Origin of the sequence: Vibrio olivae (assembly GCF_042428525.1) — a bacterium.
Classification (GTDB): domain Bacteria; phylum Pseudomonadota; class Gammaproteobacteria; order Enterobacterales; family Vibrionaceae; genus Vibrio; species Vibrio olivae.
In genome coordinates this window covers 1391947-1406810 of the sequence record NZ_JBHMEP010000001.1, presented here as the reverse complement: position 1 = coordinate 1406810, position 14864 = coordinate 1391947, and the positions used below count along the sequence as shown (strand labels likewise).

Genomic DNA, 14864 nt, shown 5'->3' with positions numbered 1-14864 from the left:
AGTGCTCCCACTCTGTGCGCGCTGATTATAAGTTTGTTATTAAAAATAATGCAAACAATAATCATTCTTAAGTTATAGTTTTGATAACTAATATTCATTCTCAATTGTATGTGATAGGATTTTGCGACTTGCGACGCCGAGTGGTGAAATCATGAACACTAAGTGCGTTTAAACGTAGAGTAATTGGTTAACAGTGGTTCAGGAAATGCAGTCCTCAATATTATTACAAGCAATTGAACAGCAAAGAAAAAGTGAGAAAAAACGCCTGTGGGTGATCGGTCTTTTTGGCGCGATATTATGCCTTTCATTTATTCTCGATATTATGACTGGCCCTTCCATGCTCGATGCGGCAAAAGTGCTCAATGCACTGTTTGAGTTTATTGGTTTGCCGTTTGAAGTTGACCGCTCAACCATGGTTATTGTTACCAACTTACGTTTACCTATTGCACTCATGGCCATTGTGGTTGGTGGATCGCTGGGCGTTGGCGGTGCCGAAATGCAAACGCTCCTTAATAATCCTATGGCCAGTCCTTACACATTAGGAATGGCCGCCGCCGCCGGTTTTGGTGCTGCCATTATGTTGTATATTGGTTCGCTCGGAATGAGTAGCCTGTACGCCGTTCCGATTGGTGCGTTTTTATGTTGTATGCTGTCAGCCTGCTTCCTATTTGCCCTCGCGTCGATGCGCCATATCAGCTCTGGACAATTAATTCTGGCGGGTATTGCACTGCTGTTTTTGTTTCAGTCGTTACTTTCTTTAGTCCAATTTATTTCTTCCCCTGAACTGAGTCAGCAAATTCTGTTTTGGTTGTTTGGCAGCTTGTTGAAGACAACCTGGACCAATTTGTTGATTACTGCGGTTGTCGTGATCGGTGGTTTTGTATTGTTACTGCAAGATTCGTGGAAGTTAACGGCGCTGCGTATGGGCGAAGAGCGGGCTAAAAGTGTTGGCGTCAACGTTACTCGTTTACGCTTAAAAACCTTATTCATTGTTGCGGTAATGACAGCGACGGTCACCAGTTTTGTCGGAATTATTGGTTTTATCGGCATTGTTGCGCCGAATATCGCGAAAATTTTGGTGGGTGAAGACCAGCGCTTTTTCTTGCCGTTGTCGTTTTTAATTGGCGCCTTTTTATTGTCTGCGGCGTCAGTTCTGTCGAAAACCATTGTTCCGGGCGCTTTGTTCCCGATAGGGATTGTCACTGCGATCATCGGTGTTCCATTTTTCTTTTGGCTGATCATAGCGAAGCGAGGTTAAGCATGCTTAGTGTTAACAATCTAAATGTTAGCATCGGTGAATTGACGTTAGCGCGTGATGTCAGTTTTGAACTGAAACCGGGACAAGTGACGGCAATTCTTGGTCCGAATGGCACGGGGAAAAGTACGTTACTCAAAACGCTGTTTGGAGAGATTAGCGTTGATAGTGGAACGGTTACTCATGGCGGCGACACTTTAACGGGCAAATCGCTGGCGAAATGGCGCAGTCGTTTTGGCTATATGCCTCAGGATATTCATTTTGATATCAGCCTAACCGTGATTGAAGTTGTGTTGCTCGGGCGGATCGATGCGCTGAGTTTACGTGTTGATGAAGTCATGCTTCAGCAAGCACTGGTGATTCTCGAAAGTATGGGGTTATCTGCGCTGGCAAATCGTGATATTCGTACTCTCAGTGGCGGGCAATGCCAAATGATTTTATTTGCTCAAGCGTTGATGCGACGCCCACAAATTATGATGTTGGACGAGCCGGTTAGTGCGCTCGATCTTCATCATCAACATCTGCTACTTGATCATCTACGAACTCAAACTCGCAATGAACACTACATTACCATCATGGTGTTGCATGACTTAAACCTTGCAGCGCAGTACGCTGATAACTTATTGGTGTTAAAGCAAGGCGAACTGGTGACGTCGGGCGAGCCAAAACAGATTATGACGGCAGAACTGGTACAAGAGATTTATAATGTCGATGCCAAGGTTTTTACCGATGAAAGTGGCGTGCCGTTTGTACGCACGGTTCGTTCACAGTCTGCCGCGTAGCTCACGGGGAACAAAAAAGGAAAGCCACGGCTTTCCTTTTTATTGTCATCCTTAAACCACCGCCTTGGGCGGTGGTGATTGTTTATTGAGGGCTAAATCAGCGCTTCTTCGGCTCTTAGTGTTAGCACTTCATAACCGGTTGCGGTGACTAATACCGTGTGCTCACTTTGCGCAGAAAGCTTTTTGTCACGTGTGACAACCGTCCAACCATCGCGTTTGGTTTTCGTCTTTGCTGTGCCTTGGTTGATCATTGGCTCGATGGTGAAGGTCATACCCTCGCGCAGCGTCATTCCTTGATGGGGCATTCCGTAGTGAAGCACCTGCGGCGCTTCGTGCATCTCGCGGCCGATACCGTGCCCACAATATTCGCGCACCACACTGTAGCCATGTTTTTCGGCAAAATGTTGAATGGCGTAACCAATATCGCCCAATGTGGCCCCGGGTTTAACCTGCTTGATGCCTTCCCACATCGCTTGATAGGTGGCCTCAACTAAGGCGCTGGCCAAGGGCGGCGCTTCCGGCATCACGTACATTTTACTGGAGTCAGCGATAAAGCCGTCTTTTTCAAGTGTGATATCGAGATTGATGATGTCCTTGGCTTTAATGGTCTGGGTTTCACTCGGCACACCGTGACATACCACCTCGTTGAGAGAGCTATTTAACACGTATTGATAACCATATTGTCCTTTGCTTGCAGGACGCGCTTGAAGCTCGTTGACAATGAAGTCCTCGACTCGGTTATTAATCTCCATGGTGGTTAACCCAGGTTTAACGTAGTCATCCAACATGGCAAACACTTGCGCGAGTAGCTTACCTGACTGGCGCATTAATTCGATTTCTTCTAAGGATTTAATGGTCACAGGATTAGTCATTCATCGCCTCTTGAGCGGTCATTACTTTGTCAATATTGACGTCTGCGGACTTCATTAAATCCGCCATGATTTGATTAAAGCTGAGCTCAGGGTTGAGCTCAGCCAGCATGCCCATTTTGATCCAAAATTCAGCTTGTGAATTGATAGAACGCGACATGACCGAGCTCGCTTTCCGCAGCTCTTCATGTAACTGTTCAGAGATCTTAACGATACCCATAATATATCTTTTATATACAAAACGTATACGAAGTGTATCTTTTTGCTATCCAGCGTCAAGTTAGATTATGAGACAACTAGTAAGTAAGGAAAAAGAGCGCCTAAACATCAAGGCGCAAACAGAGAAAAGTGTTTAGCTGTGGAATGATAGGCCTATTGAAACTATCAACATTTTTTACGAAGGCGGTTCTCGTCGCGATCACTGGCTGTCAAATAAAACTCTGTTTGTGCCATGTTGAAGTCTAAAAAAGCCGGGCATAGAGCCCGGCAAGGATGTCATCTTTAAGAGGAAGTGAGGAGTTACCACTTAAAGATTTCAATCGATTTATTCAGTGTTCGCGCGATGCCAGTCAGTTGCTGCGCGCTTTGATGATTGTTGTCGGTAACTTCCATGGTGGATTTGGCCAAATCATTGATTTCGACTACGTTTGAACCAATTTCCGAAGCGACATGGCTTTGTTCTTCGACGGCGGCGGCTATTTGAGTATTCATATCTTCAATCAGTGCCACCGAGGTTTGAATCTCTTGCAAAGCTTGGTTGGCAAGGTCAGATTTTTCTGAGGTTGTTTGAGCGTCTTTCATATTCACTTGCATCATCTCAACCGAACGACTGGCCTCGGCTTGCAAGCGATGAATGGTCTCTTGAATCACCGTGGTACTCTCTTTGGTTTGATTGGCCAAGCTACGAACTTCATCGGCCACCACAGCGAAGCCACGCCCGTGCTCGCCCGCCCGTGCAGCTTCAATGGCCGCATTCAAAGCGAGTAAGTTGGTTTGTTCTGAAATGCCATCAATGACCTCAAGAATTTGCCCTATGCTTTGAGTTTCCTTCTCTAGTTCAAGGTTAACATTAACCACCGCTTCAATGCCCGTTACCAGTTCTCGAATGCTTTGGTTCATGTCACTCACTAAATTCATCCCTTGTTCTGAGTAACCATTCGCGCCTTTCGCCGAGTCAGACGCTTTGAGTGCATGGCGAGCCACTTCATCCACAGACGCTGACATTTCATTCATCGCCGTCGCTGCTTGTTCAAGTTGAACCATTTGTGATTCAGAACTGGTTTTCACTTGTTCCGAGCTTTGGGACATCTGTGTCGATGAGCTATTGATATCCTCTGAGGCCGATTGGATGTGCTTAATGGTCTCTTTGAGTTGTGTGACCATGGTGAGTGTCGCGGCTAAAATGCCAGTTTCGTTGCCACGCGCGGTACCCGCAAGCGACAGATCACCGCCAGCGACTTTACGCACGATATCTTCAATTTGTGTCGGTTCACCGCCTATCGGTCGATACATTAATCGGTCAACCAGTAGGTAGGTCACAATGAGAGACACCAAAATAGCAATAACCGCCAACCATGAGCTATTTGACAGGTTATCCGCAGACGCGGCGTCAATATTATCAATGCTTTCCCAGCTCCAGATATTCCAGTCCAAGTCTTGGGAAATCGCATTGACAACAAAGTAGCTTTTGCCTTGATAAACGTACTCATGGCCTGCGCCATTCTGCTGGCGATAAGTCGCAAACGATGGGCGCAGCTCGTAAAGGTTCTGACCAATATCATCGGCATGTTTCGATGACAGAATGTAACCGTCGGCGCGGCTAACGAAAATTTGGTTTGATTCGGTTAATGACTCTAGATAAGAGGTAATACCGTCGAGCGCGATATTGGCGCCCATGATGCCGACAATCTTACCATCACGAAGCACAGGCTCGACCAACGACATGATGATTTTACCCGATGAGGCTTTGTAAGGCGTTGTAATTACGTCTGTTTCTCCTGACATAATACGTGTAAACCATTCGCGACCTGCGGCTTTGGCGTTGAAATCGGCAATTTCACCGAAGTTGCGATAGGTGGTGCCATCCGCAGTAGCAAAGAATGACGCTACGATATCGTACTCCGACTCTAAGAACGCAATTTTTTGTTTTAACTGGTCAACGTTCAAATTCCCGTTTTCGTCGATATCAACTGCGTTTGCCGCCATTTTTAACATATCAAAATTTCGCAGCATTCTTTGTTCTGCACTGGCGGCGATCAAAGAGGCTTGGAGCGATAATTTGTCGGTATAGTTGTTGGTAGAAGATGCATTGAAAGAGTTATAGCCAATAGCCACGATGATAACGATGACGAGGGAACATAGGGCTCCTATCGACAAGATGATTTTGTTCTTCGCACTCATAAATCAACCTTAGAATCTAGTGAGAGTGTTTTGTTATTTGAGAGATTAAGGGAAGGTCAACGGTGTGCTCTGTGAAAGAGAACGTGAAGGCCGCAAACAGATATTAATCCTCATCATTTATGCTGACTTGTCTGCTCACTATAAAGTATGAGATTTGGTGCTGCTTTAGGCATTTGCACAAACGAAAGGGGGGATTGGCATGAGAAATTTGGACAAATGGATAAAAATATTTTTCTATCGATATAAGTTATAGTTATATCATTACGGTTGCATATCTTATCCTTATGATTTGTAAAGGTTTTATCTCTATTTTGAGACAAGTTGACTGGGTTAAGCCTTCGCAAAGTATCAGTCGGCGAAATAGACGCTGATGCACATATGACGGTCAAAATGTGTGAGTTGTGTGATGTTGGTTCAAGGGTTTTTAGGGTGAAACCGCGCTCAATAGGGTGTTGACTCTATCTTTAGCCTACGAAGCGCGGTCAAAGTGTGTCGATCAATGATGATGTAGTGAATCGATAATGCTTAAAAATAGACGACTGGCGGTATCGATTAGCGCATCAGGGAAGTCGTAATCTGGATTATGTAACTGCGGGTGATCCTCTCCGCTACCGATACAAAATAGAGCGCCCGGCCAGCGTTTGAGAAATTCTGCAAAGTCTTCGGACCAGCGCATGGGCTCTTTGAGTTCGCTGACAGTCAGGCCCAGTTCATTCGCCTGCTGTTTCACGATGTGGTAGTGCTCAGTGTCATTGACCGCGGCGATAAAAGGCTCATGCCAATTTAATTTAACTTGCAGGTGGCTCGACCTTTGAATTTGTTCAATCTTATCTTGGATGGTCAATTTCATATTGGTAAAGGTAGGATTATGGTCACTGCGCAGGGTTGCCAGTATTTTCGCGTCACCAGGTGCGACGCCAAACACATGTTCGCCGAGTTGAACATGTGCAACGGTCACTAAGCTAAATGCATCGGGATAACGCGCTGGTAAGGTGCGAAGAAATTGCACCAATTCGATCATCACGTCTGTGGGGTTAATCCCATTCTCTGGGTTGGCGGCATGTGACGTTTTACCGACGAGTTCTATTTGTACCCCCGTCGACGCACAAGCAAAGGTCTGCGGTTTGATAATAACGTGATGAAGTGGGTAGCCGGGCAAATTGTGATAGGCAAAGGTATGATCGATGGTTAAATTTTTTAATGCGGGGTGTTCGAGCATCGCGATGGCACCGGTACCGACTTCTTCCGCTGGTTGAAACAGCAAAATGACGCGCCCATTGCGTGGCGGTGTAGTCGCCAACGCTTCTGCAACTTTGAGTAGTGAGGTGCTGTGGCCATCGTGCCCGCACGCGTGCATGACACCAGGGTGGCGAGAAATATGATGGTGTGTGGCTTTTTCTTCAATTGGCAGCGCATCGAAGTCAGCACGGAATAATGTCGTTGGCCCCGATTTTTGCCCTTCGATAATACATATTACGCCATGGCCGCCAACGCCGGTTATTGGAGATAAACCAAATGCGTTGAGCTGAGTCGCTATTAGTGTGGCAGTGTTGAATTCATTCTCGGAAAGTTCGGGATATTGGTGAAGGTGGCGTCGAAAGGCAATCGCATCAAAAGTCGTTGGTTTACTGGTCGTTGCGGTCATAAGTCATCCTTAACTTAACATCGGCACGTAGGTTATTAAGTCCAACTTACTACGTTACTTCGCATGTTGCCAAGAGGTGAACGCCATTTGAAACCGAAGAAGGCGCCACTTTGGGCGCCTTTCGATTAAGGTTTTAGTGTTATTTCGCGGTAATGACCGACATAACCAGCTTTCCACCTTCGCGAACTGGACCATCTTCTTTAGCGCCAAGCGTGTATTCAAATACGCCGGTCTTCATTCCTCCGGCTTCGCCGTGAAGCATTAACATCAACATCTCACCGGATTTAACCGGCTCGGTAAGAATGGCGGTGACATCACTGTTATTGCCTTTTTTAACAGGAGAGTAGCCAACCACAGGCCCGGGTTTCATATTGCTGTCAGTACGGTGAACTACCATCCAACCGTTGTCCGCGGCCATAATCATTTTCGCGCTTACGGTACCGCCAGAAACGTCTTGATCCGTGCCTTTAACACTGAGATGATGCCCGGCCCAAGCGAGCGATGAGGTCGCACTAAGTAGGGCGGTAAGACTCGCGATTTTGAGGGTACGTGTAAGAGTATTTTTCATAATCATTTCCTGCTGCAGAATAATCCTAATTGTTGTTTTCGTTAGCGTTACAACTGACCAACTTATTAATAATACGCAGTGTGAGAAAATTGGTTCATTCGATTTAATGAAGAAACAAGCTAAAAAAATAAACTTTTTTACCTTAGGGGGATTTTTGTTATGCAATTCATGGACTAAGAAAAATCTACTGATTATTCGCTAAATAAAAATATTTTTAATTTAATTAGAGCTTGTCAAAGCAATAAAATTCGACTACCGCACCATTAGTGTTCAATGCCAAAGAGGGTCACCTATTTCGCGTTAAGGTGGGTTATAACCGATAACAAAATTGAAGTTGCATCTATGTCAGTGACGGTTACTATGTATTTTTAGATGTCTATACGTCTAATTTTAAGTGGTTATGGAGGATGTATGAAGCAAGCAAAAGCAGCGTTAAAGGTAGTGATCGCATTGGCGGTTGCAATGGGTTTGACCGCATGTGGTGAAAAACAAGATGACGCAACGATTAAAGTTGGCGCAACGGTAGGGCCACACGCACAAGTGGTAGAAGCTGCCGCTAAAGAGGCGCAAAAACAAGGATTGAATGTTGAAGTGGTTGAGTTTTCTGATTTCATTACGCCAAATGCAGCGCTCGCTGATGGCAGTATTGATATGAACAGCTATCAACATTTGCCATTCTTGCAAAACTACAACAGCAATAACGGGTCGAACTTGGTCTCGATGGGGCAATCGATTCTGATGCGAATGGGGATTTACTCCAACAAACACCAAGCGTTAGATGCACTTCCTGACGAAGCACGTATTGCTATTCCTAATGATCCAACCAATGGTGGTCGCGGTCTATTGCTACTGCAAGAGGCAAATCTTATTAAACTGCGTGATGATGTGGGCTTTAAGGCGACACTGAATGATGTGGTGGAAAATCCTAAAAATCTAGAAATCATTGAGATCGATGCTGCGCAACTACCCCGCACACTGGATGATGTTGATGCTGCGGCAATTACGATGAACTACGTCATGTCTGCTGGGCTTGATCCGAAAAAGCAAGGCATTTACTTAGAGCCAAAAGACGCACCACTCGCGGTCATGGTGATCGCTGCTCGTGAGGAAGATAAAGACAAAGACGCCTACAAAAAGTTTGTTGAAATCTATCAATCGCAAGCGGTACGTCAATATATTGATGACACCTTTAAAGGGACGATTGAAGCGGCATTCTAAGACGAATTCGCGTACGAAAAAAGCGCTTTGGACTGTGTGCCAAGGCGCTTTTTTCGTTTATGGCAAGCTTTAGTAATCCACTTTTCCTCGCAGAGATTTGGTGGTTCCAGTACGCTTTTTACGCTCCACTCGCTTGATTTGCGAATTACGGCTTGGCTTAGTGGGCTTGCGTTTTTTAACTTCAACCATGGCACTTAAAATAAGCTCTTTAAGGCGGTTGAGGGCATCTTCTCGGTTTTGTTCTTGAGTTCGGAACGATTGCGCTTTAATCACAACCACTCCGTCTTTGGTAATACGGTTGTCTTGCAGCGCCAGTAAACGCTGTTTATAAACATCAGGCAGCGTGGAACGTCGAATGTCAAAGCGCAGGTGAATCGCCGTCGCGACCTTATTCACATTTTGCCCACCACTTCCCATCGAGCGAATGGCTGAAAGTTCGATCTCCCAGTCTGCGAGCTGAACATTATTGGATATTACTAGCATCTCTTTCTCTTCACTGCATTATTTAATGGTGGTTGGTTTTCTACTCGGTTGAAAGTCGCTATGTTTTCAGTGTGTTGGACGTTTGTCAATTTAACCCGGTTTTTAAGTGGCATGGGACGTTCAGGCGTGACTTGTTCACCATTCTGTTTTAGTCCTTTTTATCCGCTGACATATTGTTACAATAGCGCTCCTTTATCGATTGCTGGTCGCATTTTGACCTATGGAACTGTTTTGAACACAAATAACGCGGAATTTTCTTCTTTGTCGTTAAAACCTGAATTATTGACGACCTTAACGGATTTGGGGTTTACCTCTATGACGCCGATCCAAGAGGCAAGTTTACCGGCTATTTTGCAAGGTAAAGATGTTTTAGCACAGGCGAAAACCGGGTCAGGTAAAACTGCGGCGTTTGGTTTGGGATTGTTGCATCACCTCAATGTGAAACGCTTTCGTGTCCAATCGATGGTTCTGTGTCCAACACGGGAACTGGCGGATCAGGTAGCAAAAGAGCTGCGCCGATTTGCGCGTGGGATTCATAATATCAAAATTCTTACTTTGTGTGGTGGGACACCAGTTGGGCCTCAAATTGGTTCTTTGGAGCACGGCGCGCATATTATCGTTGGGACCCCGGGGCGCGTGCTCGATCACTTACAAAAAGGCCGTTTAAACCTCGATAATTTAAACCAACTTGTGCTTGATGAAGCGGATCGTATGTTGGAAATGGGCTTCAGTCGTGACCTTGAGCAAATCAGTCAATTTATGCCTACTGAGCGTCAAAGCCTACTGTTTAGCGCGACTTTCCCGGAACCCATTGCCGAGCTTGCGCGCGCAATGATGAAAGAGCCAGTTAACGTCCAGCTTAAAGATAAGCACGATAATCTCAGTATTACCCAGCGCTTCTATGCGGTTACCGACGCAGACAGTCGTCGCCAAGCAACGCGATTGCTATTGCTAAAGCATCGCCCGCAAAGTGCGGTCATCTTTTGTAACACCAAGCGTGAAGCACAAGATGTCGCTGATGAATTAGAGCAACAGGGCTTTAGCGTCAAAGCGCTGCACGGTGATTTGGACCAGCGTCAGCGTGACCAAGCCTTGGTACAGTTTGCATTAAAAAGTATTTCTATCCTAGTGGCGACGGACGTGGCTGCGCGAGGTTTGGATATTGATGCGTTGGATCTTGTGATTAACTACGATATGGCGCATGAACCTGAAGTGCATGTTCATCGCGTTGGGCGTACGGGACGCGCTGGTTCACAAGGCATTGCCGCCAGCCTGGTTGGGCACAATGATGGCATGCGTTTGGCTCTACTTGAAGATCGTTTCGGTCCACAATCAATGAGTACATTGCCGAATGAAGGCAGTGTCGATACAGCGCCGCTGGTTGCTGAGATGGCGTGTATTCGTATCGAAGGGGGTAAGAAACACAAGCTGCGTCCTGGTGACATTTTGGGAGCATTGACTGCAGGTAAAGTGATTGCAGGCAGTGACGTCGGAAAAATCCAAATTCAAGATATCTGGTCTTATGTTGCGGTGCAGCGACGCGTTGTGAAACAGGCGGCGCGTATTCTTAGCGAAGGTAAGCTTAAAGGGAAATCGTTTCGAGCATGGGCGATGAAAAACTAAGTGGTATGATGGTCATCACACTTATTGTTAAAGGGTTAGCGTAAAAGCTAACCCTTTTTTACAGTTTCAATCACAAAGCTAAGCACCAAAAAGGTTAGGCTGCACGCTTTTAGTGAAATGAAATAATGATAATTAGTATAAAGTGCGGCCTTTGTTGGATTTTTGTAGTGACTCATCTCGGTGTTTACTGATTTTGTAAAACGACATAAATAGTCGGTTTGGTTATTGCATGTCGATGTTTTTCGTACTAGTCCCCTAGGGAAGCCCCTAGGAATTAGAGGATGAACGGATAAGGAGTTACCGTTGATTATTGGCGTTCTATTTAGTCTTCTCGCCTCTGTATTATTTGCGAGCTTATGTTACTACAGTGTATTTTTGCCTCCCTTAGATGGATTCGCGGTGGCTGGATGGCGTACGCTCGGAACGCTTGTGATCTTAACCTTGTCGCTTTTGTGCTTAAAACAAGGACGAGTGTTTATTCGACAACTCAAACAGATTCTTGACCATCGCACCCAGTTAATCATCCTCGTAGCATGCAGTTTATTAATGATGGTGCAGGTTTGGTTATTTGGTTGGGCGCCAATGAATCATCAGGGCCAAGCGCTGGCGATGGGCTATTTTCTTATGCCGCTATCGATGGTCATCACGGGGCGGTTCGTCTTTGGGGAAAACTTGTCTCGTCTGCAAATTATTGCCTTGGCGTTGGCTTGTATTGGCGTAGCCGCAGAATTGACGCTAAATGGCGGATTATCTTGGGTCTCGCTGTTGGTTATGTTGGGGTATCCTCCTTATTTCGTTCTTAAACGCAAACTCGGGCTGAATGCTCTGCACGGTATGTTAGCGGAACATCTGTTTATGATGCCGATCGCGCTCGGTGTACTCAGTCAGAAAAACTGGAATTGGAGCTATTATGACACCTTGGGTTGGCATGCTTGGATCACGATTGCTGGCTTAGGACTATTAGGCAGTTTTGCATTACTGAGTTTTTTGGCCGCCAGTCACCGCTTGCCAATGTCATTATTTGGTATGCTCGGCTACGTAGAGCCTGTGTTGCTGTTTTGGGTAGCATTGATGCTGGGCGAGTCGTTTAGCGATGGGGATTGGCTAACGTTTATTCCTATTTGGTTGGCTGTACTGTGTTTGGCGCTCAACGGTTGGTTGGCGTTTCGCCAGCGGCGCTCAACGTTACCAACTCAAAAGCCTATTAGCGTTTGAATCTGGTTATGGCTTACGTCGGGTCAGCCATCGCTCATCGGTGGCAACGCGCTGTCGAAAGTTTAAGAATAGGCCTCATAAGCGACCACTTGGTTTCGGCCTGAACACTTCGCGTTGTGCATGGCTTTCTCTGCATTTGACAGTGCTGTCTCCGCACTGATGGCATTGCTCAATGTGGCACAGCCAATCGAGACAGTAACGGCGCCGTAGGTCTCGGTGACGCCTTCGATTTGAAGCGCTTCAATGGCAGCCCGAAGCTTTTCTGCTAACACTAATGCACCATTTGGTGTCTTTACTTCAATAAGTAGTGCGAATTCTTCGCTGCCGTAACGACATAAAATGTCGGTTTCTCGGCAGTTTGTCTTAAGAGTTTTCGCGATGCGTTTTAGCAGTTCATTTCCGGTTTGACGCCCCAGTTTTTGGTTAAAAATGGCGAAGTGATCTATGTCGATCACCAGAAAGCACAAAGCGTGTTGATAGCGACGCTGCCGTGTTACTGCAGTTTGTAGTTTGCGGCTAAATGCCGCCCGGCTAAGCAGTTGAGTTAACAGATCTTTGTTCTCTGATTGCCGCTGTTTACGTTCGGTAAGGCGGCGCTTACGATCGGCGCGATCTTGAATTAATACGCCAATACCGATTAAAGCGATGACAAACCAACTCACCGCAACAACAAAAGCACTGATCAAACTCTTAATAGGGGAGTGCATGAATGATTGAACAACCAGCAGACCCAATATAAACGCAAATAAGTAACTGCCCACCATTTGAGCTCGAGCAACTCGACTCGCGATATGAGAAGAGAGTAAGACACGAACGATGCCCTGATTAGCATTGGCCAAAAGCGCACTGAGTGAGAGGATAATCCCTAAGGTAGTGGTAATAAACGACATCTCTCCAAACAGGGACGGTACTCCGTAGGCATAACCGGTAATCGCTGTCATCGGTATCGACAACGCGCTAAAACTGAGTAATTGAGAGGCAATTCGAAATCGATAGAGGCGACACAAAGTGGCAATGGCAACCGCTTCAAGCATTAGGGCCGTGTTTAACCCCATAATATTGGTTTGCCCCTGTTGATCCTCGAAGGTGTAATCATGAATAAATAGAGTCAGAAGCTTCGCATTATTGGTGAAAAAGAGGACGTCAACAATGCGAATGCTCACCAATAATAAACTGATGTACGCACAAAGCATAACCAGCAGAGGCTGCTTTTTGATTGAGCTAAATAAACAGATCGCGAGTAACACGCCAACCACCGCGGTCAGGGGATTGGTTGCAGGACCATTTGCTATGGGGCGGTACAGCGCGTCTAATTCGAGTAAGTAGCCAGCAACGCTCGTCCCGGATAGCAGCAATACGACTAATGCTAGCGTTTGGCTAAGTGTGACTGACGTGCGGTTGTTTGATAGGAGGCCAAACCATTTTGTTGTTAAAGCCAAAGTTTATACCTGTTGAACGAACTGACTAGTCTATAGAGTAGTTCAACCGGTAATAGAAGGTCAATTTACATGCCACTGTTCTCTAAAACACTGATCACAAAATGGTTTCGTCATTACTCATCTCATTTTAAAATCGCACTTTCATCCTCATTGTTACGGCATGGATGGGCGATTAAGTACGCACGAAGTTGACTTAGTGCTTGGTTAAGCCGCTTGAGGTCGCAACCATAGCAGATACGAAGGTGCCCTTCGCCGCCTTGACCAAAGGCCTCGCCTGGAGCAACACCTACTTTCGCTTTTTCAATCATTTGCAAAATATAGGGCTGGCTATTATCACCCAGTCCTTCAATTTTTAGAAAGGCATAAAAGGTCGCTGGCATGTCATATAAAGTCGTACCCGGAATATCACTCAACCACTTGAGGACTAACGCCCTCGCTTGAGTGTACCGTTCACGGCTTTGTTCAATAAAGGATTCGCCTTGAGTGACGGCTGCCAGGCCGCCAGCTTGAACAAATCCAGGCGCACACGAAACATTATATTCAATCAACTTAGTGATGGTTGGTGTGATGGATTTCGGCAGTGTTAGCCAGCCAAGTCGCCAACCGGTCATACTCCACGCTTTTGAGAAACTGTTACACACAATGATGGGGTCAGACTCTTTCATAAACTGACAAAACGACGGGGCACTTTCACTTTCATAGGTGTGGCGCGCATAGACTTCATCGGCAATGACCCAAACATGATGGGTGCGAGCAAATTGGCAAATCGCCTCGACTTCCTGTTGGCTGGCACACCAACCTGTTGGATTGGCAGGGCTGTTAATGATGATTGCTTTTGCATCTTTGGCTTGGCTAAACAACGCGTCTAAGTCGAGTTCAAAGCGATTATCCACTTGAATTAGTGGATGCTGAACTACCTTAGCGCCAAGCAGTTCAGGGACGGCAAATAGCGTTGGGAAGACAGGCGTGATCACCACCACTTTGTCGCCAGCGCTAACACACGTTTGCGCGGCCAACATAATCGCATTGGTGCCTGAAACGGTGACCACAATGTTGTTTTCATCAAATGGGGTGTGATAGAGACGACGTTGATAATCGGCCAAAGCGCGGCGAAGGGCTGGTGCACCATTGTTTGGCGTATAACGAGTGTCACCTTGGCTCAGGCTGTCACTGGCGGCTTGGCGAATAAATTCAGGGGTTGGAATATCCGACTCCCCAAACCAAAGTGGCGTAACATCAGGTTGAGTCATACCAAAATTGGCGATGGTTCGAATGGAGGACTCTTTGAGCTGTGTTGCTATCGGGCTTAACTGGACGCCTGCGCCGTATTCCATGTCTTTAATCTCCCTGTCAGTCATGGTGATGCA

General features: G+C 46.2%; 13 protein-coding genes. 5 read left to right on the top strand and 8 right to left on the bottom strand.

Features of this window, described 5'->3' with window-relative positions:
* The first annotated feature begins 205 nt into the window (after positions 1-205).
* Complete coding sequence (locus tag ACFFUV_RS06405) at positions 206-1258, top strand: FecCD family ABC transporter permease (protein ID WP_390190574.1); 1053 nt, start codon at positions 206-208, stop codon at positions 1256-1258.
* A gap of 2 nt (positions 1259-1260) precedes the next feature.
* Positions 1261-2037 carry an ABC transporter ATP-binding protein gene (locus tag ACFFUV_RS06400; protein WP_390190572.1) on the top strand — a complete coding sequence of 259 codons (777 nt, stop codon included), beginning with the start codon at positions 1261-1263 and terminating at the stop codon, positions 2035-2037.
* Between the two features lie 92 nt (positions 2038-2129).
* Here the strand turns inward: ACFFUV_RS06400 and map are convergent, their stop codons facing one another.
* The 5 genes from map to ACFFUV_RS06375 form a co-directional block, all read right to left on the bottom strand.
* Positions 2130-2909, bottom strand: coding sequence for a type I methionyl aminopeptidase (gene map / locus ACFFUV_RS06395; RefSeq protein WP_390190570.1), 780 nt, complete (start codon positions 2907-2909; stop codon positions 2130-2132).
* Positions 2902-3126, bottom strand: coding sequence for a ParD-like family protein (locus ACFFUV_RS06390; RefSeq protein ID WP_390190569.1), 225 nt, complete (start codon positions 3124-3126; stop codon positions 2902-2904). Before ACFFUV_RS06390 ends, map begins: the two co-directional genes overlap by 8 nt.
* 299 nt (positions 3127-3425) lie before the next feature.
* On the bottom strand, positions 3426-5306 hold the full coding sequence (locus ACFFUV_RS06385) for a methyl-accepting chemotaxis protein (RefSeq protein ID WP_390190567.1): 1881 nt from the start codon (positions 5304-5306) through the stop codon (positions 3426-3428).
* 496 nt (positions 5307-5802) lie between these two features.
* Positions 5803-6951 (bottom strand): amidohydrolase, encoded by a 1149-nt coding sequence (locus tag ACFFUV_RS06380; protein ID WP_390190566.1) that lies wholly within the window; start codon positions 6949-6951, stop codon positions 5803-5805.
* 139 nt (positions 6952-7090) lie between these two features.
* On the bottom strand, positions 7091-7519 hold the full coding sequence (locus tag ACFFUV_RS06375) for a DUF7282 domain-containing protein (RefSeq protein ID WP_390190565.1): 429 nt from the start codon (positions 7517-7519) through the stop codon (positions 7091-7093).
* Between the two features lie 411 nt (positions 7520-7930).
* On the opposite strand from ACFFUV_RS06375, the gene ACFFUV_RS06370 reads away from it, so the two are divergent.
* Positions 7931-8737, top strand: a complete 807-nt coding sequence (locus ACFFUV_RS06370) for a MetQ/NlpA family ABC transporter substrate-binding protein (RefSeq protein WP_390190564.1) — start codon at positions 7931-7933, stop codon at positions 8735-8737.
* A 69-nt stretch (positions 8738-8806) separates the two neighbouring features.
* Here ACFFUV_RS06370 and arfB read toward each other — a convergent pair whose 3' ends face one another.
* Positions 8807-9220, bottom strand: coding sequence for an alternative ribosome rescue aminoacyl-tRNA hydrolase ArfB (gene arfB, locus ACFFUV_RS06365; protein ID WP_390190563.1), 414 nt, complete (start codon positions 9218-9220; stop codon positions 8807-8809).
* 231 nt (positions 9221-9451) lie between these two features.
* Between arfB and dbpA the strand changes: the two genes are divergently transcribed.
* Together dbpA and rarD are read left to right on the top strand one after the other, a co-directional pair.
* Positions 9452-10843 carry an ATP-dependent RNA helicase DbpA gene (gene dbpA / locus ACFFUV_RS06360; protein ID WP_390190562.1) on the top strand — a complete coding sequence of 464 codons (1392 nt, stop codon included), beginning with the start codon at positions 9452-9454 and terminating at the stop codon, positions 10841-10843.
* A 303-nt stretch (positions 10844-11146) separates the two neighbouring features.
* Positions 11147-12058 carry an EamA family transporter RarD gene (gene rarD / locus ACFFUV_RS06355; protein WP_390190561.1) on the top strand — a complete coding sequence of 304 codons (912 nt, stop codon included), beginning with the start codon at positions 11147-11149 and terminating at the stop codon, positions 12056-12058.
* Between the two features lie 62 nt (positions 12059-12120).
* Here rarD and ACFFUV_RS06350 read toward each other — a convergent pair whose 3' ends face one another.
* A complete protein-coding gene (locus tag ACFFUV_RS06350; protein WP_390190559.1) occupies positions 12121-13497 on the bottom strand; it encodes a GGDEF domain-containing protein in 1377 nt (458 codons plus the stop codon).
* 122 nt (positions 13498-13619) lie between these two features.
* Entirely contained in the window at positions 13620-14855 is a 1236-nt protein-coding gene (locus ACFFUV_RS06345; RefSeq protein WP_390190558.1) for a pyridoxal phosphate-dependent aminotransferase, read from the bottom strand.
* Positions 14856-14864: the final 9 nt, after the last annotated feature.